19 protein-coding genes and 1 riboswitch are annotated in these 23,286 nt (G+C 60.5%); of the genes, 9 read left to right on the top strand and 10 right to left on the bottom strand.

What is annotated here, in order from left to right; all coding sequences use genetic code 11:
- Positions 1 to 6 precede the first annotated feature (6 nt).
- The 5 genes from CPY51_RS25085 to CPY51_RS25065 form a co-directional block, all read right to left on the bottom strand.
- Complete coding sequence (locus CPY51_RS25085) at positions 7 to 765, bottom strand: ABC transporter ATP-binding protein (RefSeq protein WP_111162933.1); 759 nt, start codon at positions 763 to 765, stop codon at positions 7 to 9.
- A complete protein-coding gene (locus tag CPY51_RS25080; RefSeq protein ID WP_111162932.1) occupies positions 762 to 1,565 on the bottom strand; it encodes an ABC transporter permease in 804 nt (267 codons plus the stop codon). Before CPY51_RS25080 ends, CPY51_RS25085 begins: the two co-directional genes overlap by 4 nt.
- A gap of 13 nt (positions 1,566 to 1,578) precedes the next feature.
- Complete coding sequence (locus tag CPY51_RS25075; protein ID WP_111163222.1) at positions 1,579 to 2,187, bottom strand: YkoF family thiamine/hydroxymethylpyrimidine-binding protein; 609 nt, start codon at positions 2,185 to 2,187, stop codon at positions 1,579 to 1,581.
- Positions 2,179 to 2,294: riboswitch (TPP riboswitch) on the bottom strand. It overlaps the preceding gene by 9 nt.
- 125 nt (positions 2,295 to 2,419) lie before the next feature.
- Positions 2,420 to 3,925 carry a glycerol-3-phosphate dehydrogenase gene (gene glpD, locus CPY51_RS25070; RefSeq protein WP_111162931.1) on the bottom strand — a complete coding sequence of 502 codons (1,506 nt, stop codon included), beginning with the start codon at positions 3,923 to 3,925 and terminating at the stop codon, positions 2,420 to 2,422.
- 108 nt (positions 3,926 to 4,033) lie between these two features.
- Positions 4,034 to 4,819, bottom strand: coding sequence for a DeoR/GlpR family DNA-binding transcription regulator (locus CPY51_RS25065; RefSeq protein ID WP_111162930.1), 786 nt, complete (start codon positions 4,817 to 4,819; stop codon positions 4,034 to 4,036).
- A gap of 199 nt (positions 4,820 to 5,018) precedes the next feature.
- On the opposite strand from CPY51_RS25065, the gene CPY51_RS25060 reads away from it, so the two are divergent.
- From CPY51_RS25060 to CPY51_RS25025, 8 genes are all read left to right on the top strand, one after another.
- On the top strand, positions 5,019 to 5,789 hold the full coding sequence (locus tag CPY51_RS25060; protein ID WP_111162929.1) for an SDR family NAD(P)-dependent oxidoreductase: 771 nt from the start codon (positions 5,019 to 5,021) through the stop codon (positions 5,787 to 5,789).
- Positions 5,790 to 5,888: 99 nt separating this feature from the next.
- Positions 5,889 to 6,236 carry an ArsR/SmtB family transcription factor gene (locus CPY51_RS25055; RefSeq protein WP_111162928.1) on the top strand — a complete coding sequence of 116 codons (348 nt, stop codon included), beginning with the start codon at positions 5,889 to 5,891 and terminating at the stop codon, positions 6,234 to 6,236.
- Between the two features lie 79 nt (positions 6,237 to 6,315).
- Positions 6,316 to 7,212 (top strand): LysR family transcriptional regulator, encoded by an 897-nt coding sequence (locus CPY51_RS25050; RefSeq protein ID WP_111162927.1) that lies wholly within the window; start codon positions 6,316 to 6,318, stop codon positions 7,210 to 7,212.
- Positions 7,213 to 7,371: 159 nt separating this feature from the next.
- Positions 7,372 to 7,851, top strand: a complete 480-nt coding sequence (locus tag CPY51_RS25045; protein WP_111162926.1) for a formate dehydrogenase subunit gamma — start codon at positions 7,372 to 7,374, stop codon at positions 7,849 to 7,851.
- Positions 7,848 to 9,404, top strand: coding sequence for a formate dehydrogenase beta subunit (locus CPY51_RS25040; RefSeq protein WP_111162925.1), 1,557 nt, complete (start codon positions 7,848 to 7,850; stop codon positions 9,402 to 9,404). Before CPY51_RS25045 ends, CPY51_RS25040 begins: the two co-directional genes overlap by 4 nt.
- 4 nt (positions 9,405 to 9,408) lie before the next feature.
- A complete protein-coding gene (fdhF, locus tag CPY51_RS25035) occupies positions 9,409 to 12,288 on the top strand; it encodes a formate dehydrogenase subunit alpha (RefSeq protein ID WP_111162924.1) in 2,880 nt (959 codons plus the stop codon).
- Positions 12,288 to 13,115 (top strand): formate dehydrogenase accessory sulfurtransferase FdhD, encoded by an 828-nt coding sequence (fdhD, locus tag CPY51_RS25030; RefSeq protein ID WP_111162923.1) that lies wholly within the window; start codon positions 12,288 to 12,290, stop codon positions 13,113 to 13,115. Before fdhF ends, fdhD begins: the two co-directional genes overlap by 1 nt.
- Entirely contained in the window at positions 13,105 to 13,353 is a 249-nt protein-coding gene (locus CPY51_RS25025) for a formate dehydrogenase subunit delta (RefSeq protein WP_111162922.1), read from the top strand. The genes fdhD and CPY51_RS25025 overlap by 11 nt, the downstream gene beginning before the upstream one ends.
- A 42-nt stretch (positions 13,354 to 13,395) precedes the next feature.
- Here the strand turns inward: CPY51_RS25025 and CPY51_RS25020 are convergent, their stop codons facing one another.
- From CPY51_RS25020 to rocF, 3 genes are all read right to left on the bottom strand, one after another.
- Positions 13,396 to 13,872 carry a chemotaxis protein CheW gene (locus CPY51_RS25020; protein WP_111162921.1) on the bottom strand — a complete coding sequence of 159 codons (477 nt, stop codon included), beginning with the start codon at positions 13,870 to 13,872 and terminating at the stop codon, positions 13,396 to 13,398.
- Between the two features lie 194 nt (positions 13,873 to 14,066).
- Entirely contained in the window at positions 14,067 to 15,266 is a 1,200-nt protein-coding gene (gene rocD, locus CPY51_RS25015; RefSeq protein WP_111162920.1) for an ornithine--oxo-acid transaminase, read from the bottom strand.
- Between the two features lie 19 nt (positions 15,267 to 15,285).
- Positions 15,286 to 16,221 (bottom strand): arginase, encoded by a 936-nt coding sequence (rocF, locus tag CPY51_RS25010; RefSeq protein ID WP_111162919.1) that lies wholly within the window; start codon positions 16,219 to 16,221, stop codon positions 15,286 to 15,288.
- Between the two features lie 134 nt (positions 16,222 to 16,355).
- On the opposite strand from rocF, the gene CPY51_RS25005 reads away from it, so the two are divergent.
- Positions 16,356 to 16,784, top strand: a complete 429-nt coding sequence (locus CPY51_RS25005) for an Lrp/AsnC family transcriptional regulator (protein WP_111162918.1) — start codon at positions 16,356 to 16,358, stop codon at positions 16,782 to 16,784.
- Between the two features lie 50 nt (positions 16,785 to 16,834).
- Here the strand turns inward: CPY51_RS25005 and CPY51_RS25000 are convergent, their stop codons facing one another.
- A complete protein-coding gene (locus CPY51_RS25000) occupies positions 16,835 to 21,019 on the bottom strand; it encodes a translocation/assembly module TamB domain-containing protein (protein ID WP_111162917.1) in 4,185 nt (1,394 codons plus the stop codon).
- Positions 21,020 to 21,076: 57 nt separating this feature from the next.
- Positions 21,077 to 23,005: an autotransporter assembly complex protein TamA gene (locus CPY51_RS24995; RefSeq protein ID WP_111162916.1), complete on the bottom strand. Its 1,929-nt coding sequence runs from the start codon at positions 23,003 to 23,005 to the stop codon at positions 21,077 to 21,079.
- Between the last annotated feature and the right edge of the window lie 281 nt (positions 23,006 to 23,286).

The raw sequence follows: 23,286 nt of genomic DNA, 5'->3' as shown, positions 1-23,286 counted from the left end.
TTCCTTTCAGATGGCTTGATGATGAAGAAGTCTCTCGAGAATGTCGGTTTCGATGGCACGGGCAGCCGCGGAGCCGAGATCGGCGAGCCTTCGTGGGCGCGACAGCGGCACCTGGAATTCGGCAACGACCCTCGCCGGGCGCGGCGACAGAACGTAGATGCGATCGGAAAGGAAGACCGCCTCTCGGACGTCATGGGTGATGAGAAGTGCTGTCCAGCGGTGGCCCGCCCACATTTCCTGCAGCCATTCCTGCAGCTGGGTACGCGTCAAGGCGTCAAGCGCGCCGAACGGCTCGTCCAGCAGCAGCATGTCCTGCTCCTGCACGACGGTGCGCAACAGCGCGGCACGCTGGCGCATACCACCGGAAAGTTGAGCCGGGTAATGATGTTCGAAGCCCGCAAGTCCGAACGGTTCGAACAACGGCGCCACCCGTGCATGGGCTTCTTTGCGGCTCATGCCCTTCACCTCGAGGCCGAGCGTTGTATTGTCGATGATCCGCCGCCACGGCATCAGCGCATCTCGCTGTGGCATGAAGGCAAAGGATGCGCCGCTGACGCCAAGCGCGTGACCGTCGAACAAGATCTCGCCGGCATCAGCACGTTCGCTGCCGCTCAGCAACCGAAGGATCGTCGATTTGCCCGCGCCGGACGGGCCGACGATGGAAACAAATTCGCCCTCGCCGACGGTGAGCGAGACGTCTCCGAGGACGGGCATGGCCCCGAAGGATTTCGAAACGTCGCGAAGTTCCAGCCGATGCCCGTTCATCGTGTCGCCTCCTCGTCAGTACGGTTCCAGGGCATGGCGAGATGACCGATCAGCACGGCGGCGGCAAAGAGGACGAGCGTCAGGCAAGCGCTGAGGAAGACTGCGGCAAGTACGAGATCCGGCCGGAAATTGTTCTTGGCGATGAGAATGAAGATGCCAAGGCCTTTGGCAGCGCCGGCATATTCGGCGAAGATTGCACCGACCACCGCGTAGGTGATGGATATGCGGAAGCCGGCAAAGAAATACGGCAGGGCGGAAGGCAGGCGAGCGACCAGAAAGATGCGCCAACGGGGCGCCTTCATCGAGACGAGCAGCTCGGCGATGTCCTTGTCCGTTGCCTCGTAGCCCTGCAGCAACGCCACCAGCATCGGGAAAAAGGTAACCAGGGCGACAAGCAGGATCTTTGGCAACAGGCCAAAGCCGAACCAGAGCACAATCAGCGGGGCTATCGCCACCAGCGGCAATGTCTGGCTGACGACAAAAAGCGGAAACAGCGCGCGCCGAACCGGCCGTGCAAAATCCATCAATACGGAAAAGATGAAAGCGACGGCCAGCGAGCAGGTAAAACCAGAAAGCGTAGCCCAGATCGTCGGCCAACTGTTGTCGATCAGTGCCTGGCGGTTGACCCAGGCCTGCACCAGCACTCGCGAGGGAGCGGGTAGCGTCGATGGCCGAATCCCCGAGAAGTCGGCGTAGAGTTCCCAAACTATCAGACATGCAACGGCAGCTGTGATCGCCGGCAAGGCGCCGACGATCGCGGTCAGAAGCGCAGGGCGCGCGGGTGCGGGGCTTTGTGACATAGCCGGATTCCAATCAGGCTTTGGTCGGGCTGTTCGCGGAAATGGTGATATCCAACGTCACATGGCCCTCGGGCGGACCGAAGCGGCAGAAGGCTTCCTGTAGCGTCGCAAAGACGGTACCGGCATCGCCGCGCAGTCTGGTGCAAAAATTCTTCGAGCGGTCGAAGGTGCCGGAGCGCTTCAGGAAGTCTATGCAGCCATAGATTTCGTCCATATGGCTGTCGGTGCCCATCACATAAAGCGAAAATTGAGCAGCGACAGCCTGATCCTTCGTCGGCGTAGCGAGCACGGTTGCGAGGGCAGCGCCGATGCGCTCTGCAAGCGGCGACGTGTCGCCTTCTCTGAGGGTGGCCCCGCAAGCCGGATCGTCCGGCTCGCCGGGGCAGCCGCGTGATACGGCAGCCGACAAAACGCAGTGTTCGCCCGATTTCGCGGCGATGACGAACAGGTCGCGCATCGCTGAAAACAGCACATCGGGCGGTCCGACCATCAGGGTGGAGATATCGTCCGTCTCGATGCGCAGCACATCGCGATAGGGGTCGAGGCCCTTGACGGCATTGAGGATGATTTCGGCAAAATTGCCGGACATCGGATATAGGGAGACTTGTGCGCCCGAGAACACTTCTTTACCTCGCTCCGCTGGCATTACCCAGATCAGCTTTGAAGGGTCCGGAGGCATGTCGCCCCGCATCTCAGCCCCGGCACTACGGAGCTCCCCTGTGAATTGCGCGGAAGCTAGCACCGGCCTTGCCGCCGCGCAATGGGAAAAAATCAGCCTTCGGGTGACATCGTTTCGGCGAAGTTCGCGGAGGGCCGGACGCAAAGTTGCCAGGGCGCTGATGCCGGCTTTGCCGTCAGGCGTGCACGCCGGCCAGATACTCATCCAGCGCCAGGACTTCGTCCTTGCTGAGATAAAGCCCCTTCTTGGAGCGGCGCCAGAGAATGTCGGCGGCAGTTCGCGCCCATTCCTCGGCGACGAGATATTGCACTTCGGCTTCGTAAAGATCGCTTCCGAAATTGCGACCGAGATCCTCGACCGACCTGCTGTCGCCAAGTATCTTTGCGGCCCGGGTGCCATAGCGGCGCACAAGTCTTCGGGCATGTGGGACAGCAAGGAAGGGATAGCGCGACTGCAGCTTGCCAACCTCGGTCTCGTAGCCCTCCGCCGGAAAATCTCCGCCGGGAAGCGAGCTCTTCGCAGTCCATGGCTTGCCTTTGACCCCGATGGCCTCGCCGATCTTTTCGAGGGCATGCTCGCCAAGTCGGCGGTAGGTTGTCAATTTGCCGCCAAAGACGTTGAGGAGTGGCGCCTGGCCGCCGCCGCCTTCCACCTTCAGCACATAGTCGCGTGTCGCTTCCTGTGCCTTCGAGGCGCCGTCGTCGAAAAGCGGACGGACCGCGGAATAAGTCCAGACAATATCTTCGCGACGGACGGGCTCCTTGAAATATTCGGATGCCGCGCCGCAGAGATAGTTGGTCTCCTCCTCGGAAATCTTCACGTCTTTCGGATCGCCGGCGTAATCGCGGTCCGTGGTGCCTATAAGGGTGAAATCCTGTTCGTAGGGGATCGCGAATATGATGCGATTATCCGGATTCTGAAAGAAGAAGGCGCGCGGGTCGTCGAACTTCTTTTTGACGACGATATGGCTGCCTTGCACGAGGCGGACGTTATGGGCCTCGTTCTTGCCGACTGCGCCCGACAGCACGTGATCGACCCAGGGGCCAGCGGCATTGATCAGCATGCGCGACTGAAACGCGCGCTTCTCGCCGGTGATTTTATCCTCGGTCTCGATCGACCAGACGGTGCCCTCGCGCCTTGCGGACGTCACCTTGGTGCGCGACAGGATCGTGGCGCCGCGGTCGGCGGCATCGCGCGCGTTCAGCACTACCATACGAGCATCGTCGACCCAGCCGTCGGAATATTCGAACGCCTTGGCGAATATCGATTTCAACGGCTTTCCGGCCGGATCGCTGCGCATGTCGAGCGTCGCGGTCGGCGGCAGCAGTTTGCGCCCACCCAGGTGGTCATAGAGAAACAGGCCGAGCCGGATCAGCCAGGCCGGGCGGATGCCACCTTTCTGATAGGGCAGCACGAAGCGCATCGGCCAGATAATGTGTGGCGCCATTGCCCAGAGCACTTCGCGCTCCATCAGGGATTCGCGCACCAGCCGGAACTCATAGTGCTCGAGATAGCGCAGGCCGCCATGGATCAGCTTTGTGGCCCCCGACGACGTTCCCGACGCAAAGTCGTTCATCTCGGCCAGCGCCACGGAATAGCCGCGACCGACTGCGTCGCGGGCGATCCCGCAGCCGTTGATCCCGCCACCGATGACAAAAATGTCGTAGACCGGCCCGCTCATCACATTCTCCGGGATTTTGGCTGCAAACGGGAAAGGTGTTTTTCGAAAGCAATTTTACCTAAAACGAAAGAAATACGAATGTCAAACGAATGATTAGAGTTTGTGGAATCATCGCAGGTCGGAATCGGCGGAGCGGGATACCTCTATCAAGCGCACATTGCTGTCCGCCGCGATGCGGCGCAGCGAATCCAGGGGGCATTCATCCGTTATGAACGTGTGCACCTGCGACAGGTGGCCGATGCGGACCGGCGCCGTGCGTTCGAACTTGGTGCTGTCAGCGACCAGGATGACGTGGCGAGCATTGGCGATGATTGCTTGCGCGACCTTCACCTCGCGGAAATCGAAATCGAGCAGCGCACCGTCGGCGTCGATGGCGGACGCCCCGATAACAGCGTAGTCGACCTTGAACTGTCGGATGAAATCCACCGCCGCTTCGCCGACGATACCGCCATCCGAGCCACGGACGACGCCGCCGGCGATGACCACCTCGATTGACGGGAAAAGACGCAACTTATTGGCCACGTTTATATTGTTGGTGATCACCATCAACTCTTGATGATCGCGGAGCGCTTCGCCGACGGCCTCCGTCGTCGTGCCGATGTTGATGAATAGCGATGCGTTGTTCGGGATCAGAGCCGCCGCCTCGCGGCCGATAGCCTGCTTTTCCGTCGCAGCGATCGAACGGCGGGCCTCGTATTTGACGTTTTCAGTCCCACCCGGGAAGATCGCTCCACCATGTACGCGTGAAAGCACCCGGCTATCGCAAAGGTCGTTCAGGTCTTTTCGAATGGTTTGCGGGGTAACGGCGAAGCGCTGCGCCAAGTCTTCGACCAGCACGCGTCCTTCCGCCTTGGCAATCTCGAGAATCTCAGACTGCCGTCCTGAGAGAAACATGGCGGCAACTTCCCTTTCTTTCGTTTTTCTTCACTATATGATAAAGCGAAAATAGCGCAATTGGCGGGAGGTCGATTGCGCGGCTATTGCATAATTCCTTAGATCCCATTCGATTTAAGGATAAGATATGCGACATTTCAAACTGATAGAGTGATCTTGGCGCCTCCTAGCGGGCGTGCGGCGCTCTGGGGAGGTTGCCTTGTTCCATCCGAAACTGTTTGAAGGTCGCAACGTGATCGTTACCGGCGCGGGGCGGGGGATCGGGCTGGAAGTGGCGCGGCAGTTCCTGGATTGTGGCGCGCGTGTCGTAGTGCATACGGGTCGCAGCAAGGACCGTGATTTTCCGGATTTCCTGTTTTTGGCGGAAAGCGAGCGCCGCGCCTTCCTCATCGCCGGTGATTTCGCGCGGGAAGATGGTACAAGGCAATTCGTCGCCGCGGCGTCGGAAATGTTCGACCGGGTCGATGTCCTGGTCAACAATGCGGGCACCATGCTCGGGCGCTTTCCGGCGGGCGAGCTCACCGACGAACAGTATCGGAGCGTGGTTCAGCTCAACCAGACATCCGTGGTCGAGGTAACGCGCGCGTTGCTGCCTTTGCTGAAAGCCTCGGGTCAGGCAGCGATTATCAATACGGTGTCTATTTCGGCGCTTACCGGCGGCAGTCCCGGTTCTGCCATCTACTCTGCATCGAAGGCTTTCGTTGCCACCTATTCCAAGGCGTTGGCCCGAGAGCTGGCGCCGAACGGCATCCGTGTCAATTGCGTGTCGCCAGGAACGATCGTCACGGATTTCCACGAGCGCTATTCTTCAAAGGAAAAGCTCGAGGCGACGCGGCGTAGTATACCGCTGCAGCGGCTCGGCACGGCAGAGGATTGCGCGCCCACTTACCTCTTCCTCGCGGCCAATAACCTGTCCGGCTACATCACCGGCCAGGTTATCGAAGTCAACGGCGGTCAGCTTATATGCTGACGTAGCAGACCTTTTTTGGTACTGTCCAGTTTTTGGCCAATGAGACAGTGTGCGGCGTAGTATAGGCATCTCCCTATATGAATTGACGGAGACCACCCGATGTCGTTGTCGACGCCGCCGCGCCGCCTGGAGCGTGAAGACTATGGCGATATTGCTGCCAAGGCTTATCGGGCGAGCACGTTGTTGAAAGCATTGTCGCACGAGATGCGACTTCTCATTCTGTGTATTCTAGCTGACCGCGAAAAGACTGTCGGGGAAATCGAAGGTATTGTCGGTATCCAGCAGGCCGTCGTATCCCAGCATCTTGCGAGGTTAAGATCCGAGGGGCTTGTCGAGACCCGTCGGGATGGACGTCTTGTCTTCTACAGGCTTGTTTATCCCGAAATTCGCGCGGTGATCGCCTCGCTGCATGATGTGTTCCGTCTGCAGACAGGTGAAAGTCACTGAGGCGTTGGCACCTGCGAGATGCCTTGGTTGCTTGTGCTAATTCCCTGCAGCATTTAACTCTCCTCATCAGGAGGGCCGAATGATCGACAAGCTGGAATTCTTCATTGCGCTGGCAAACGAAAAGCATTTCGGCCGTGCGGCGGAAGAGTGCGGCGTCACGCAGCCGACGCTGTCTGCGGCCATCCGTCAGTTGGAAGAGCAACTCGGGGTCATGCTGGTCATTCGCGGATCGCGCTTCCAGGGGCTAACTCCGGAGGGACAGCGTGTGCTCGAATGGGCGCGGCGGATTGTCGGCGACGCCCGCACCATGCGCGAGGAGATGAAGGCGGCGCGCAAGGGCCTCGCCGGGCACATCCGGATCGCGGCCATTCCGACGGCATTGGCGATGATCCCGAAGCTGACCGGACCGTTTCAGGAGCGGCATCCTGAAGTGACCTTCTCGGTGGTCTCGCGGAACTCGCTGCAGGTGTTGAGCCTCTTGGAGAACCTCGAGATAGACGCCGGCATCACCTATCTCGAAAACGAGCCGCTCGGTCGTGTCACGAGCGTGCCGCTCTACGAAGAGCGCTATCATCTGGTGACCGCCGCCGGCAGTCCGATGTCGGAGCGCCGCAGCGTCACCTGGAAAGAGGTTGGCAATCTCCGGCTTTGCCTGTTGACCGCTGATATGCAAAACCGACGGATCATCAACCGACACCTTGCCGAAGCCGGGGCCGTCGCCAAGCCGTCGCTCGAATCGAATTCGATGATTCTCTTGTTTTCCCACGTGCTGACGGGGAGATGGGCGAGTATCATGCCGAAAAACATCGCTGAATCCTTTGGTTTTCCAGCGGATATCCAACTGATACCCATCGTCGAGCCTGAGGTGCATCACCTTGTCGGCCTGGTAGCGACGCATCGTGAGCCATATACGCCGCTTGTCTCCGCATTGCTGCACGAAGCCAGAATTCTCGCGGCTCACGAAGCCAGTCGATAGAAGATTTCTATCGATCGACGGGTATGTCTTATTGATGGAGGCGGCAATTTCTGCGACTTTAGCGGCGTAAGTGAGAGAGAACGGCTCCGCTGGATCGGGAGGCGATCTCGTTCCTGGCCCGCTCTCCTTCCAAAGGCTGCCACGGGAGGGCTGCTCTGAATGAATTTGCATATTGCCGCGAGCGACGTCGCAGCACGAGCCGGCGCCGTCATCGACAGCATGAAATCGATGGAAGGCCCGCTCCTGCCGATCCTGCACGGGATCCAGGAGGAGTTCGGCTATGTACCGCAGGATGCGCTGCCGCTGATTGCCGAGGCGCTCAATCTTTCGCGCGCCGAAGTCCATGGCGTGATGACCTTCTATCATGATTACCGCGACCATCCGACGGGCAGGCATGTGCTCAAGCTCTGTCGCGCCGAAGCCTGCCAGTCGATGGGCGGCGACCTGCTTGCCGATCGCGTCAAGCAATTGCTTGGCATCGATTTTCATCAGACAACGCTCGACGGCAGCGTTACTTTGGAGCCGGTATTTTGCCTCGGCCTTTGCGCCTGCGCGCCGGCGGCGATGCTGGACGGTGAACTTCATGGTCGGCTTTCCAATGAGAGCATCAGCGAACTCGTTGCGGAGGCACGCCGATGACCGTCAGAATATTCGTTCCGCGCGATGCGGCCGCCCTTGCTCTTGGCGCCGAAAAGGTAGCATCGGCGATTTCTGCCGAGATTTCCGCCCGCGGGCTTGATGCGACGATCGTTCGCAACGGGTCGCGCGGCATGGTCTGGCTGGAGCCGCTGGTCGAGGTGGAGGTCAATGGCGTGCGCATCGGCTATGGGCCGGTCAAGGCATCTGATGTCGCCGGCCTTTTCGAGGTGGGTTTGCTGGATGGGGCCGCTCATCCGCTCTGTCTTGGGGAGGTCGAAAACCTCCCGTTCCTGAAACAACAGACACGCCTGACCTTCGCCCGCTGCGGCGTAACGGACCCGCTCTCCCTCGAAGATTACGAGGCGCATGGTGGGCTGAACGGCTTGCGCCGGGCGGTGGAGATGTCCGCGGTCGATGTCATCAAGGAAGTCACCGACTCCGGTCTGCGCGGCCGTGGCGGCGCGGGGTTTCCAACCGGCATCAAGTGGAAGACCGTTGCGGATGCGCCGGGTGAGCGCAAATATATCGTCTGCAATGCCGACGAGGGCGATAGCGGCACCTTTGCCGACCGGATGATCATGGAGGGCGATCCCTTCGTGCTGATCGAGGGCATGGCAATCGCGGGGCTTGCCACGGGCGCGACGAAGGGCTTCGTCTATACGCGTTCGGAATATCCGCACGCCATCGCTGCGATGACCGCGGCGGTGCAGATCGCGCGCAATGTCGGCATTCTCGGCACATCAGTTCTGGGGTCCGGGAAAGCCTTCGACATGGAGGTGCGCACCGGCGCCGGCGCTTATGTCTGCGGCGAGGAAACGGCGCTGCTCAACAGCCTCGAAGGCAAGCGTGGCGTCGTTCGTGCCAAACCGCCGCTGCCGGCCCACAAGGGCCTGTTCAATTCCCCGACGGTCATCAACAACGTCATTTCGCTCGCCTCGGTCCCCGTCATCATGGACAAGGGCGCCGCCTATTATCGCGATTTCGGAATGGGCCGCTCGCGCGGTACGATCCCGCTGCAGATTGCCGGCAACGTTAAGTATGGTGGCCTGTTCGAGACAGCCTTCGGTCTGTCGCTCGGCGAGATCGTCGATGTCATCGGCGGCGGAACAGCCAGTGGCCGCCCGGTCAAGGCGGTACAGGTCGGCGGTCCGCTCGGCGCTTATTTCCCGCGCTCGCTGTTTGACACGCCGTTCGACTATGAAGCCTTTGCTGCCAAGGACGGCCTTATCGGCCATGCCGGCATCGTGGTTTTCGACGATAGCGCCGACATGCTGAAGCAGGCGCGCTTCGCCATGGAATTCTGCGCTGTCGAAAGCTGCGGAAAATGCACTCCCTGCCGGATCGGCTCGACCCGCGGCGTCGAGACTGCCGACAAGATTGCCCAGGGGATCGAACCCGAGAAGAACAAGGTGTTGCTCGCCGATCTCTGCAACACAATGAAATTCGGCTCGCTATGCGCACTGGGCGGCTTCACGCCCTATCCCGTTCTGAGTGCCATGAACCATTTTCCGGAGGACTTCTCTCCGGCACCCCTCGTTGAAGCGGCGGAGTAAAACTATGTCTCTCGTCCCAGAAATTGACTACGGCACTCCCGCATCGCTCTCCGAAAAGCAGGTGACGCTGACCATCGACGGCCGCGAAATCACTGTGGCCGAAGGCACGTCGGTCATGCGCGCCTCGATGGAGGCTGGCATTCAGGTGCCGAAGCTTTGCGCCACCGATATGGTCGATGCTTTCGGCTCCTGCCGCCTCTGTCTCGTCGAGATCGAGGGGCGGAACGGCACGCCTGCATCATGCACGACGCCGGTATCGCCTGGCATGGTCGTGCACACGCAGACAGGACGGCTCAAGGATATCCGTCGCGGCGTGATGGAGCTTTATATCTCCGACCATCCGCTCGACTGCCTGACCTGCGCTGCGAATGGCGACTGCGAGCTTCAGGACATGGCGGGCGCGGTCGGGCTACGGGATGTGCGTTATGGATATGAGGGCGACAACCACGTCAAGACCCGCAATAGCGGCGACATCAATCTGAAGTGGATGCCGAAGGATGAATCCAATCCTTATTTCACCTATGATCCTTCGAAATGCATCGTCTGCTCACGCTGCGTACGGGCCTGCGAGGAAGTGCAGGGCACGTTTGCCCTGACGATCGAAGGTCGCGGTTTCGGCTCGCGCGTTTCGCCGGGCATGCACGAGCATTTCATCGATTCCGAATGCGTTTCCTGCGGCGCCTGTGTGCAGGCCTGCCCGACGGCAACGCTGACGGAAAAATCGGTGATCGCAATCGGGCAACCGGAACATTCCGTCGTCACCACCTGTGCCTATTGCGGCGTCGGTTGCTCGTTCAAGGCGGAAATGCGCGGCGAGGAGCTGGTCCGCATGGTGCCGTGGAAAGACGGGCAGGCGAACCGCGGCCATTCCTGCGTCAAGGGCCGCTTCGCCTATGGATATTCGACCCACAAGGACCGCATCCTCAATCCGATGATCCGCGAGAAGATCACCGATCCGTGGCAGGAAGTCACATGGGAGCAGGCCTACGCGCACATAGCGAACGAATTCCGGCGTATCCAGTATCAGTACGGTCGTGATTCCGTCGGCGGTATCACCTCGTCGCGCTGCACGAACGAAGAGACCTTCCTCGTTCAAAAGCTGGTGCGAGCAGGTTTCGGCAACAACAATGTCGATACATGCGCTCGTGTCTGCCATTCTCCAACCGGCTATGGCCTCGGCCAGGCATTCGGTACATCCGCAGGCACGCAGAATTTCGACAGCGTCGAGCAATCCGACGTCGTGGTCGTCATTGGTGCCAATCCTACCGACGGTCATCCGGTATTTGGGTCACGGCTGAAAAAGCGCCTTCGCCAGGGTGCGAAGCTGATCGTCATCGATCCACGCCGCATCGATCTCGTGCGAATGCCACACGTCGAGGCATCCTATCACCTGCCCCTCAAGCCGGGCACGAATGTCGCCATACTGACGGCGCTGGCCCATGTCATCGTCACCGAAGGCTTGGTCGACGAGCGATTCATCCGCGAGCGTTGCGACTGGTCGGAATTCGAGGACTGGGCCACGTTTGTCGCCGAGCCGGCGCACAGCCCGGAGGAGACCGAAAAGTACACCGGCGTGCCGGCCGATCTCGTTCGCGGCGCGGCCCGTCTCTATGCCACGGGCGGCAATGGCGCGATCTACTACGGGCTCGGCGTTACCGAGCATAGCCAGGGATCGACGACCGTCATGGCGATCGCCAACCTGGCCATGGCCACTGGCAATCTCGGGCGCCCCGGCGTCGGCGTCAACCCGTTGCGCGGCCAGAACAATGTTCAGGGCTCCTGCGACATGGGCTCCTTCCCGCACGAACTCCCGGGCTATCGCCACGTCTCCGACGATGCGGCTCGCGACACTTTCGAGAAACTCTGGGGCGTCAAGATCAGCGACGAGCCGGGCCTGCGCATCCCGAACATGCTGGACGCGGCCGTCGAAGGCACTTTCAAGGCGCTTTACATCCAGGGCGAGGATATCCTGCAATCCGACCCCGACACGAAGCACGTCGCAGCGGGCTTGGCGGCGATGGAATGCGTCGTCGTCCACGATCTTTTCCTCAACGAGACGGCCAACTACGCGCATGTCTTTCTGCCCGGCTCGACCTTCCTCGAAAAGGACGGCACCTTCACCAATGCCGAACGGCGTATCAACCGGGTTCGCAAGGTCATGACGCCTCGCAACGGCTATGCCGACTGGGAAGTCACCCAGGAGATGGCGCGGGCGATGGGGCTGAACTGGAACTACAAGCATCCATCCGAGATCATGGACGAGATCGCCGCAACGACGCCGAGCTTTGCCTTGGTATCTTATGACTATCTCGAAAAGATGGGCTCGGTGCAGTGGCCCTGCAACGAAGCACACCCTATCGGTTCTCCGATCATGCATGTCGACGGCTTCGTGCGCGGCAAGGGCAAGTTCATTCGCACCGAATACGTCGCCACGGACGAACGGACAGGTCCCCGGTTCCCGCTTCTGCTGACCACGGGCCGGATCCTCAGCCAATACAACGTCGGAGCGCAGACGCGACGGACCGAGAATGTCGTCTGGCATGCCGAGGACAGGCTCGAGATCAATCCGCACGATGCCGAACAGCGGGGCATCCGCGACGGCGACTGGGTGCGGCTTGCCAGCCGATCCGGCGACACCACGCTTCGGTCGCTGATCACGGACCGTGTTGCGCCTGGAGTCGTCTACACGACGTTCCACCATCCGACGACGCAGGCGAACGTGATCACCACCGATTTCTCCGACTGGGCGACGAACTGCCCGGAATACAAGGTGACGGCGGTGCAGATATCGCCTTCGAACGGCCCGTCGGAATGGCAATTGGAATATGACGAGCAGGCTCGCCAATCCCGTCGGATCGCCGGGAAACTGGAGGCTGCGGAATAATGGCAGCTGGCTCGACGCGGATTTCGGTGAGGCGCCTTGCCCGCAAGGGCGGGTTGATCGTGCCGGGCGACAGAAGCGTGCCGGAAGAGGTGCCGATTGCTTTTTCCTATGGTGGCTCGTCACATGCCGTGATGATGGCGACGCCGGCAGATCTTCAGGACTTCGCGGTCGGATTCAGCCTCACTGAGGGTATCATTTCGAATATCGCCGAAATCGCCGCGATCGAAGTGGTCGAGGGCGACCTGGGGATCGACGTGCAGATCACCTTGGTCGATGCGGTTGCCGATGCGCTTCGGACGCGTAAGCGACATATGGCCGGCCCGGTCGGCTGTGGACTTTGCGGCATTGAATCGATCGAACAGGCGGTTCGCAAGGTGCCCGATGTTTCCATGACTGCCCTTCAGCTTTCCCATGGGGACATCGTTCGCGCCATAGCGCTGCTGAACGACGCACAGCCGCTGCATCGCGAGACGCGGGCGGTGCATGGAGCGGGTTTCTACCAGCCGGGACAGGGGTTGCTTGCGGTGCGCGAGGACGTGGGGCGGCACAATGCGCTGGACAAGCTCTGCGGTGCGGTCGTTCGCTCGGGACATAAGGGCTGCGACGGTGCTGTCGCCGTCACCAGCCGGCTATCCGTCGAGATGGTGCAGAAGGCGGCGATCCTCGGCAGCTCCGTGCTGATCGCGATTTCCGCGCCGACCGCGCTTGCCATTCGCACGGCCGACGAGGCCGGCATGACTTTGATCGCCCTTGTGCGGGGCGACGATTTCGAGATTTTCACCCATACGGGCCGTATCGTTCCAGGAGCCGTCGCCGATGTCGCATGACAAGATCGAGGCCAAGCTGATCTATATGGCCAACCAGATCGCCGGCTTTTTCAAGACCCAGCCTGCCGACGAAGCTGTCGCAGGCGTGGCGATGCATATCAACAAGTTCTGGGAACCGCGCATGCGTCGCCAGCTTTTTGCACTGATCGACGGCGGCGAACCTGGTCTAAGCCCGCTCGTCCTTGACGCTGCGCCATTGATAAGAAGGCCGGAGCCGGCCGGCGCGAGCCAGCCGTAGTCTTCCGGGCTCATTCGACGTAGCGCGACAGACGAGATCCGGCTACGCAGCCAGTTCTTCGGCTTCGTTTTCCTTGAACATTTTGGCAAGGTTCAGGAAGCAGATCATACCGTTTTCCGTTGCGATGATACCTTCGCAATAGGCGCGGTCGAACGAGGCCGTGACCTCGGGTACAGGCTGAACCTGGCTCGACGAGATGGTCAGGATGTCGGATACGCGGTCGACCAGCATGCCGATGACCATGTTGTGAACCTCGGCCACCACGATCGCGCTGCGTTCGTTGGCAACTGTGCTCGTCATGCCGAGCTTATAGGCGAGGTCGATGATCGGGATCACCGAGCCACGCAGGTTCATGACGCCGATGACGTCGGCCGGTGCGTGCGGGATCGGGGTCGACGGCGCCCAGCCGCGGATCTCGCGGATGGTTGTCGTCTTGACGCAGAATTCCTGGTCATGCAGACGAAAGGCGATGATCTCGAGTGTGTCGCCGCTGAAACTGGTGGAGTTGATCGTCGCCATTAGAATTCTTTCCAACTATCCAGAGCCAGGGCAGAGACGGCGACGCCACCATTGGCGCGAGCAACCTTTGCCCCCGAAATGCGCGCCGGCGATGCCGCGAGACGGGCATCGGGACGCTTCCCCCGGAATGTAGCGGAAGAGTATTTCCCAAATCTAAACCTTGACGGCAGATTCTGCAGCTTCCTGGAATTGCTCTAGGCCAGAACGTCGCTGATCTTCTCGACTGCCCAGTCCACCTGGTCGCGGGTGATGATCAGCGGTGGCGCGAGCCTGATCGTGTGGCCATGTGTGTCCTTGGCGAGGATGCCGCGGTCCTTCAATGCGTCGCAGTAGCGCCGTGCGCCGCCCGCTTCCGGCTCGAGTTCGATGGCCATCATCAAACCGCGACCGCGAACCTCCCGAACGATGTTCGAGCGGATCGAACGCAGGCTGTCGGTAAAATAGGCGCCCATTTCGGCAGCGTTTTCGATCATGCCTTCTTCGGTCAAGGCCTTCAGCGCCGCGCGCGCGACGGCGCATGCAAGCGGGTTGCCACCGAAGGTGGAACCATGCTGGCCAGGCTTCAATACGCCAAGAACTTCCGAATTCGAAAGCACCGCCGAGACGGGGTAGAATCCGCCGGAGAGTGCCTTGCCGATCAGAGTCACGTCGGCTTCGATGCCTTCATGTTCCTCGGCGAGGAGCTTGCCCGTGCGGCCGAGGCCTGTCTGGATCTCGTCCAGGATGAGCGTGACCTTGTGCGTCGTGCAGAGTTCGCGGACACGGGTGAAATAGCCGGCCGGCGGAATGATGACGCCCGCCTCACCCTGGATCGGTTCGATCAGCGCAGCCACGGTGTTCTCGTTGATCGCCGCGGCAAAGGCGTCAGCGTCGCCGAACGGCACGGTTCTGAACCCCGGCGTATAGGGCCCGAAACCGGTGCGGGCATCGGGATCGGTCGAGAAACTGATGATGCTTAGCGTCCGGCCGTGGAAATTGTCTGAGCAGACGATGATCTCCGCCATGTTCTCCGGGACGCCCTTGACCTCATAGCCCCACTTGCGCACGGCCTTGATCGCCGTCTCGACGGCTTCGGCGCCGGAGTTCATCGGCAGGATCTTGTGCGAGCCGGTGAGGGCCGCAAGCTCGTCGTAGAGATGTGCCAACTGGTCGTTGCGAAAGGCGCGGGAGGTGAGCGTCAACTTGCCGGCCTGTTCCATCATCGCCGCGAAGATTTTCGGATGGCAATGGCCCTGGTTGACCGCGGAATAGGCCGAGAGACAGTCGAGATAGCGGTTGCCGTCCGTATCCCAGACATAGACGCCTTCGCCGCGCGTGAGCACGACGTCGAGCGGCTTGTAGTTGTGGGCGCCGAGGCGCTGTTCGGTGGCAATGAGATCGGCTGAGGTCGTCATGCTGGCTTCTCCGGAAAAATCAGGCGGCGCGCGTCGGGCGATCGAAGATGCGCCGACCGAACAGGCTTGCTGTCAGCTCGACCAGAACGCGGGCGCTCTTGCCGCGATCGTCGAGGAATGGGTTGAGTTCGACCAGGTCCAGCGACGAGACGAGGCCGCTGTCCGAGAGCATCTCCATCACCAGATGGGCCTCGCGGAACGTCGCTCCACCCGGAACCGTGGTCCCGACGCCAGGCGCGACATCGGGATCGAGGAAATCGACGTCGAAGCTGACGTGCAGCAGTCCGTTGGCGTTGATCACAGTGGTCAGGATATCGCGCATGATGGATGCCACGCCCTGTTCGTCGATCGAGCGCATGTCGAAGACATTGACGCCGTGCTGGTGGATCTCCACGCGCTCATGCGGATCGACCGAGCGTATGCCGACCTGATAGACATGTCGGGGATCGACCAGAGGGCGATCCGTGGGCAGGATGCCGGCAATTTCCGCCTGGCCGCAAAAGAAGGCGACGGGCATGCCGTGGATGTTGCCGGAAGGCGACGTTGCCGGAGAATTGAAATCGGAATGTGCGTCCAGCCAAAGGACGAAGAGCGGACGCCCGACCGCAGCCGCATAGCGCGCCATGCCGGAAACGCTGCCCATTGAGAGGCTGTGGTCGCCGCCGAGTATGAGCGGGAAGCCGCCCTTGATTGCGACGTCGTGGACGCGTTCCTCGAGTGCGCGGGTGAATGCTCCGACGATCTTGAGATGATGCGCCTTCGGATGCTCCGGCAGATCGGAAGCCGGCTCAGGGTGGAGGTCGCCACTATCCGTGACGCGATGGCCAAGCTCCGTCAGCGTTGTCTCGACGCCGGCGATCCGCAATGCCGTCGGCCCCATGGCGGCGCCGCGACGGCCGGAACCCTCTTCGAGCGGGACGCCGATCAGCGTGATTGACGTGGGTTGCGTGTTCATCGGCGGTGCTCCGGTGCATGTTTGACGACGCACATTATCACGTAGTTCGGTGACAGCAAAAAGATGGAAAAGTGCCAAAATTCGAGTACAGTTGAACAAATTGCTATGTCACATTTCGCAAAGTGAGAAGGCTTATGGACGATCTCGACCGTGATCTGCTGAGTGCGCTGCGACACAATGCGCGCACCGCGGTCTCCTCCCTTGCGGCGATGACCGGGGTTTCCCGCGCCACGGTCTCTGCGCGCATAGAGCGTCTGGTGGAAACCGGCACGATCACCTCCTTCACGATCCGCACCGGCCACGAGACGCGGGCAGCCGGGGTTCGGGCGATCGTGATGATCGAAGTTCTCGGTAGGCTGGCGGACCGGGTCGCTGATCAATTGCGCGGCCTGCCGCAGGTAAGGGCGCTTCATAGTACCAACGGCAAATGGGACTTCATCGCCGAACTCGAAGATCGCGATCTTGCATCATTCGATGAGACGCTCAGGCGCATTCGGCTGATCGACGGAATCAATACGACGGAATCGAATATTCTATTGAAGACCAGCAAGACTGGCTTCTGAGAAGACCAGAAGGGCTGGCTTCTGGGAAGACCAGCAAGACTGGCTTCTGATCAATATTCGTGTTCGTAGACGATCCCGGCTTCGCCTGCGCCGTTCGAGCCTGCTGCACCGCGCAACTTGATGCCGCGGCCGACGTCGAGGTTGATAATCGCCTTGCTGGAATTGGCGGCGCCCTGCTGAAGCTCGATATAGGTCCGCTTGTTCAGGTATTTGCCGGCGCTGACCTGCGCCTGGCCCTTCGCATCCGTCGTGACATCGAGGTCGTCGACGCCGAGATGGCTGCGCAAGCCCTCAAACAGCGAAGTCGAGCGGCCACCGGCGAGTTGACTGGCAGCATCGGCGAGCTGGGCGATCTGCAGTGCCGAGAGCTTCGACATCGATTGACCAAAGATCAGCTGCGCGAGAACTTCATCCTGCGGCAGGGCCGGGGACGACGAGAAGGTAATCGAAGGATCTGTCGCGACGCCGCTGACGCTGACTGTGACCGTGGTCGAGCCGGCCGCTGAAGTCGCTGCCATGTCGAGGGTCGGCGTCAGGTCGCCGGCAAAACTGATCCTGCTGGTATTGGTGAAATCCAGCCGACGGCTGAGAACGGTCAGGCGTCCGCGGCGCATGGTGAAGCCGCCGGAAACGATCGGTGCCGAAGCAGTTCCCTTGATGACGATGCTTCCGCCAAGTTCTGCATCGATGCCTCGGCCGCGCACAAAAATCTGCGACGGCGCGTCGAGCTTGAGATCGAGACCCAGGCTGGTCGACTTGTCGCTTGGACCCTGCGGCTTCTCGTCCTTGAACTGGGCGCGAACTGCGGCGGACGCATTCTTGTGTTTTATATTGAGCTCCGAGAGGGAGGCCGGCAGCTTTTCCGGCACGGTAATCGAGGCCTTGCCGAGCTTCAGGTCGCCGCTAAGCACCGGGGCCGTAACGATGGGTCCCTTGATGCCAAGGGTTCCGTCAACGGTCGCGGTCACCAGTGTTCCGTCGACATAGGTGGCGTTGTTCAGCTTGACGGTGATGTCGGCAGGAAAGCCACTGTCGGATGCAATGCCGATGGTGCCGCTGGCCGATATAGAACCTCCGCTGGCGAGCGTCCCGCTGAAGCGGGAAATCGTTGCCTGTTTGCCGTCTAGAGTGATCGTCGCCGCGAGGGCGTTCAGCGCGAGATTGCGGCGAACGTCGACAAGCCTTGCGCCATCGATGTTGATCGTGCCGTTGATCGTTGGAGCCGCCGTGCTGCCTCCGATCTGGAGGCCGATCTTTGCGGCACCGGTCATATCGAAGCCCTGGGCGGCCATTTGGCCCGACACGGCACTGAATGGCACCGTGCCGTCGAACTTCATCGCGAGGGCGCGGCTGCCGGCAATGTCGACGCTGCCGCCGCCGGACAGCGACATGCCGCCCTGGCCACTAATATTGAGGTTGATCGTTACCTTGTTGTTGGCGAATTGCCCGTTCGTCTTGATCCCCAGCGAACCAATGCCCGCCGATTTCGTCTGGCTCGTGGCGGCGTTGGTCCAATCTGCCTGAAAGCCGACGATTGGCGTTGCTGCCTTGCCGGTGACGGTAACCGTGCCTGAGATCGTACCTTCAGCGGCGAGTGTGGGCGCAAAGATGTTGGCAAGGCTCGCCGGCAGGCTCGTGATCTTCGCCTGGATGTTCAGCGTATCACCGGCGGTGCCGCTGGCGCTGACCTGTCCGCTGCCGGTTTGGATCGTCAGGCCGTTCAGTGTTGCGACGCCGTTCTTGATTGTGATCTTGGTAGGCGAGGTCAGTTTTACCGGGATGGTGCGGGGGGTCGCCGCGAAGCGATCCAGGCTGATGATCGTCTGTCCGTCGCCGGTCTGGACGTTGCCGGCTGACGTCACCGGGCTATTGTCGTAGCTGGCCTTGAGGTCGAAGTCGGTGCGGTTGCCTTGCTGGGTAAAGGTCAGTCCGAGCCCGGTCATTCGATTGGTGCCCGACGCAATCTCGCCGGCCCGAATGGTGCCGTTCGCGGAAAACGCTTTCAGGTCATCTATCGTGAGGGCGATCTCGGGCTTGATCACCGATAGGTCGTCGCGGCGGATACCGCTGCCCGTCGCATTGACTTTAAATCCCATTTTGCCATTCGCATTGCTGATATCGAGCGAACCCTTGAGATCGCCGTCGGCCTTTTGGCCTGCAAGTGCAGCAAGCAGGCGGAGATCGGGAAGGTCAAAGGCGATAGCGCCGACAGGCTCGAAACTCGGCGTAAAATCGAGCTTTCCCTGAAGCGTGTTGCCGCCGACCGTGGCTGTCAATGCCGGAATGCTGGTCTTGCCGTCCCTGGAGATTGCATCGGCATTTATGCTGATCGGCTTGCCGTCGATCGAGCCCGTTGCCTTGATATTGGCTTGCGGGGCCTTCGGATCGGCTGTTCCCGTTACGGCGATATCGAGGGTATCCAGCAGGCGGCCGGCGAGCTTGACGTTGATAGCCTTCGCTGTCGCGTCTACGCCGAGCGCCGAGAGCGGGCCTTTGGCCTTGAGGGTGAAATCGGCCTGCCCGTCGGCATTTGGAACGAGCCTGGATAGATTGAGCAGTTTCCCGGTTAGGTCGGCTGTCAATGCCTGGTCTTCGAGCGCGACATTGCCGCTCACGTCACCAATGCTGGATTTCAGGCTGAGATTGGTGACGTTGAACTTCGTTGGAATGGTGCCGGCAACCTGTCCTTCCAGGGAGATCGTCGAATCAAATTTCGCCGCGATCGCGTCTGGTAGCACGGAAGGAAGTGCGAAAACCTTGAAATTGCCGTTCAGCGACTTCGACGTCAGCGTATATCGGCCGTTGACGGTGCCGCCGATGCTGGCGCTTTCGAAGGTGGTGCCGTTGAAACCGATATTGCCGGGTGAAAGCTGCAGAGGCACGACGATTGTCATCGGCGCCTTGACCACGCGGTCGATATCGGGGTCAACGAACGAAGTCTGGCCGACGATCAGTCGAAGCTGGACGGGTCCGGAATTGCCGGCGAGGTTGAAGGCATCGCTTTTGGCCGTGAGATTGATCTTGTCGAACCGGCCCTGCGGCACGGTGGCGGTCTCGATTTGTGCCGCCGCGTTGATTTTCACAGATTGGGCGGCGCCGGTCATTGCCAGATCGACGCGCGTGATCAAAGCCCGCGCCTCGCCATTTTCCAGCGGCCAGCGGAAATCAACAGGGCCTGACGTGCCAAGAAGGTTGGCGTTCAGGCTGTTGTTTCCAGCGGGATCGAGCGTGCCGGAGGCTGCAAGCACGACGCTACCGGTAGCAAGATTGCCGGTCTGGATGTCGATCTTGCCCTTGCCGTCGAACGTTGCCGCAAAATCGATCGTCGTCTGGCCGGAAAACAGTGGGCGGAAGTTGGGTGGCAGCAGCGAATCGACTTTGCCGCCGCCCTTGACCTGCAGATGGTGCAGCCCGTCGGCAGAAAGGGAATGGTGGCCGTCGATCGTCGCAGTCGGCTGGCCGTCGAGTGACGCCTGCAGCTTTCCACTCCAATCGGATAGCGGACCTTGGCCGCTCAGGTCGATATTCAGCGCCGGGCTGCCGGGAAGGTGCAGCATGCCGGCAAGCATGCCACCCTTTGGCTCGGCCAGCTGCGCCTTGAGGTTGATGCGGTTTTCCGCCGGGGCAAAGGCGACATCGGCTGAAAGCCTGGCGTCGGCAACATCCTGACGATTGGCGTTGACGATCAGGTCGACGCTATCATTGTCGGCGCGGACGCTGCCGCCGGCGGCAAGGGCGAAATCCTGGCCGGCGATTTCACGCCCGAGCCGGATATCCGGCAGCGACAACTTGGTAATGTCGATCTTGACCGGCAGTGACAATCCGCTCGACGGGGCTGGCGTCGTCTGAGGAGCCGGCGTTGCGGTCACGATCGGCGTGCGAACGAGATCGATCTTGTCGGCCGCAATGCGCTCGGCATGGAATGTGCCGGTCAGCAATGCCGTCGGAGACCAGTCGACCGCAAGACCATGAATTTGTGCAAAGACGCCTTTTGTGTCCGACAGCGATACCGTGCCGGCCCGGAGTTTCCCTGTCAGCAGGCCGGATGGCTCGGTGATGGTGATCATGCGGTCCGGTGTCGAGATCAGCTTGGCGACTTCATCGACGGCAAGACCGGTAACGGCGGGTGCAAAGCCGACAAACAGGACGACGGCGACCGCAATCACCACCACAGCCGACACCAGAATGGCGATCAGCTTCATCAATCCGTTCAAAGCTTTGATCAATATGCTCATCAGAGCGATTTTATCCTCGTTGCACGACCGTCCGTGGTCCATGACCCGGTAGTCTTGTTAGAAGGACTGGCCTATGCCTGCGTAAATTCCATAGTCCGTCCCATTCTGGTATTTGTCCAACGGAACGGCAAAGTCGAGTCTTATGGGGCCAAAAGGTGTGGCGTAGCGGACGCCGATGCCTGCGCCGACGCGAATGTCGGAAAAATCCGGGAAGGTGCTGTCGGTGACGCTGCCGGCATCGATGAAGGGAACGAGGCCTATGGCTTCGGTGATCTTGACCCGCGCTTCGAAGGATGCCGTCGCATAGGAACGACCACCGAGTGCCTGGTTCAATGCGTTGTAAGGTGTGATCTCCTGGTAGCTGTAGCCTCGCACGGAGCCACCGCCGCCGGCAAAGAAACGCCGGGTGGTCGGAATGTTCTCGATATTGTCGGCGCCAAGCAAGGAGCCGGCGGCGAGCTTGCCGGCGAAAACGATATTGTCGTTGGCGCCGATGCCCTTGTAGCCCGAGATCGAGCCTTCTAGCGATGTGAAGATCGTGCCGCTGAGGGCCTCGTAGCTTGGCTGGGCATCAGCCGTCGCGCGGTAGCCTTCCGTTGGGTCGAGCTTGTTGTCGCGGGTATCGCGGACATATGAGATCGGAATCGAGAATGTAAGGTACTGCTGATCGCCAAACGCGTCGGTGTGACTGTCTTCATAGCTGACCCGTCCGCCTGCAGAGATCGTATCGAAATCCGTCAATTCATAGGAGAGGCCGGCGTCTGCCGTGATGGAATTTGCGTCGTAGTTGTCAGGATGCTCGCTCTTAGCCTTCAGGCTGGCGTTGAAGGTTGCGGCGGGAAAGAATGCACCGGGCTTCGAATAAAGGATGCCGGCCGAGTAATCGAGATCCTTGTAGTCCGTCGTTTCTCCAAGTCGCGAGATAGCGCCTTCGATGCGAAGCGATTCCGCCTGGCCGAAGAGGTTGCGGTTGCCCCAGTAGCCCTGGAGCCCGAAGCCATCGATGGTCGAATATTGCGCGCCGACGCCGAAATATTTCTGCTTGCCTTCCGACACTTCGATCGTCATCGGGATGGAACCGTTCGCCGAAAGCTTGTCTGCCTCACGGATGGTGACACTCGAGAAGACGCCCAGCTTTCGCAAGCGATCGGAGGCCTTTTTCAAGTCATCGGGAGAATAGGGCTTGCCTTCGTTTATGCGGGAATAGCGCCGGATGAAGTCTGGATCGATGCTCTTCTGTCCGGTGACGCCGACAATACCGATGGGTGCGACAGGCCCTCCGTCAACCCTCAGCGTTATGTCGACTGTATTGGTATCATGGTCCGCGACGACATCGCGGGCGGCGATCCTTGCGAGTGGGCGCCCCTCGTTCTTGAGTTCGGCGACGATCTTGTCGCCTGCCTTCAGGATCGTCAGCGAACCGGCATCTCCGCCGGGCGAAAGGCCATAATTGGCGGGATCGCGTGTGGCCGCGTCGCCTTCCATGCGGATCTTGCCGAGTTTGAACAGGGGGCCAGGATCGACCGATATGACGACAGGCACAGGCTTGGCATGGTTGAAGGTCGGGTTCGGCGGCAGTTCGTCGATATTGGTACCGTTGACCGTGACGGCAACAACGCCGCCATAGCGGGATTTTTCATAGAGAGCGGCGATCAACCGATCGCGATCATCGCGGGCCTTGATGACGAGGCCGAGATCGCCCGAGACCGGTTTGTCCTTGTCTGCGACCAGCATTGAAGACTGGGTGATTGCATCCCTGAGATCCTTATCGGCGCTGCCCGTCTTCAGGTCGACGGTATAGCGGACAGGATCGATAACCTGCTCGGTCGTTTCGTCCTTACCGAAGAAATTGATGCCGAAAAGCTTGAATGCCAAGGCGTTGCCGGCAAAAACCGGGCCGAACGCAAGGCATACCGCGACCGCGGCAACGGTGCCTGCTCGCCGATACGCAATACCAATCCCCGGGCCGGTGCGTCTGATGTGCATACGCCGCTTTAAGTCACATTTTCATTTGTCAGCTTTGCGTCCCCAACAGTTAACGCGGGGCCACCATAGCGGCAAAAGGCCCGCAAGTGTACCATTTTAAACTGAAAAACGGAAAAGCGGCCTTTGGAAACAAAAAAGTCCCGGATATTAGCCGGGACTTTCAAGCGATATTCTATCGCGTATCAGTAGCCGCCGCCCTGATAGCCTCCGTAGTAGCGAGGCCGGTAGCCATCCTGGTAACCTCCCTGGTAACCACCTTGATAGCCGCCCTGCACATAGCC

This window comes from Arminella tubonensis (genome assembly GCF_003240585.1).
Classification (GTDB): Bacteria; Pseudomonadota; Alphaproteobacteria; order Rhizobiales; family Rhizobiaceae; genus Rhizobium; species Rhizobium tubonense.
The sequence above is the reverse complement of the archived record's forward strand: the minus strand, read 5'-3'. Positions and strand labels throughout refer to the sequence as shown.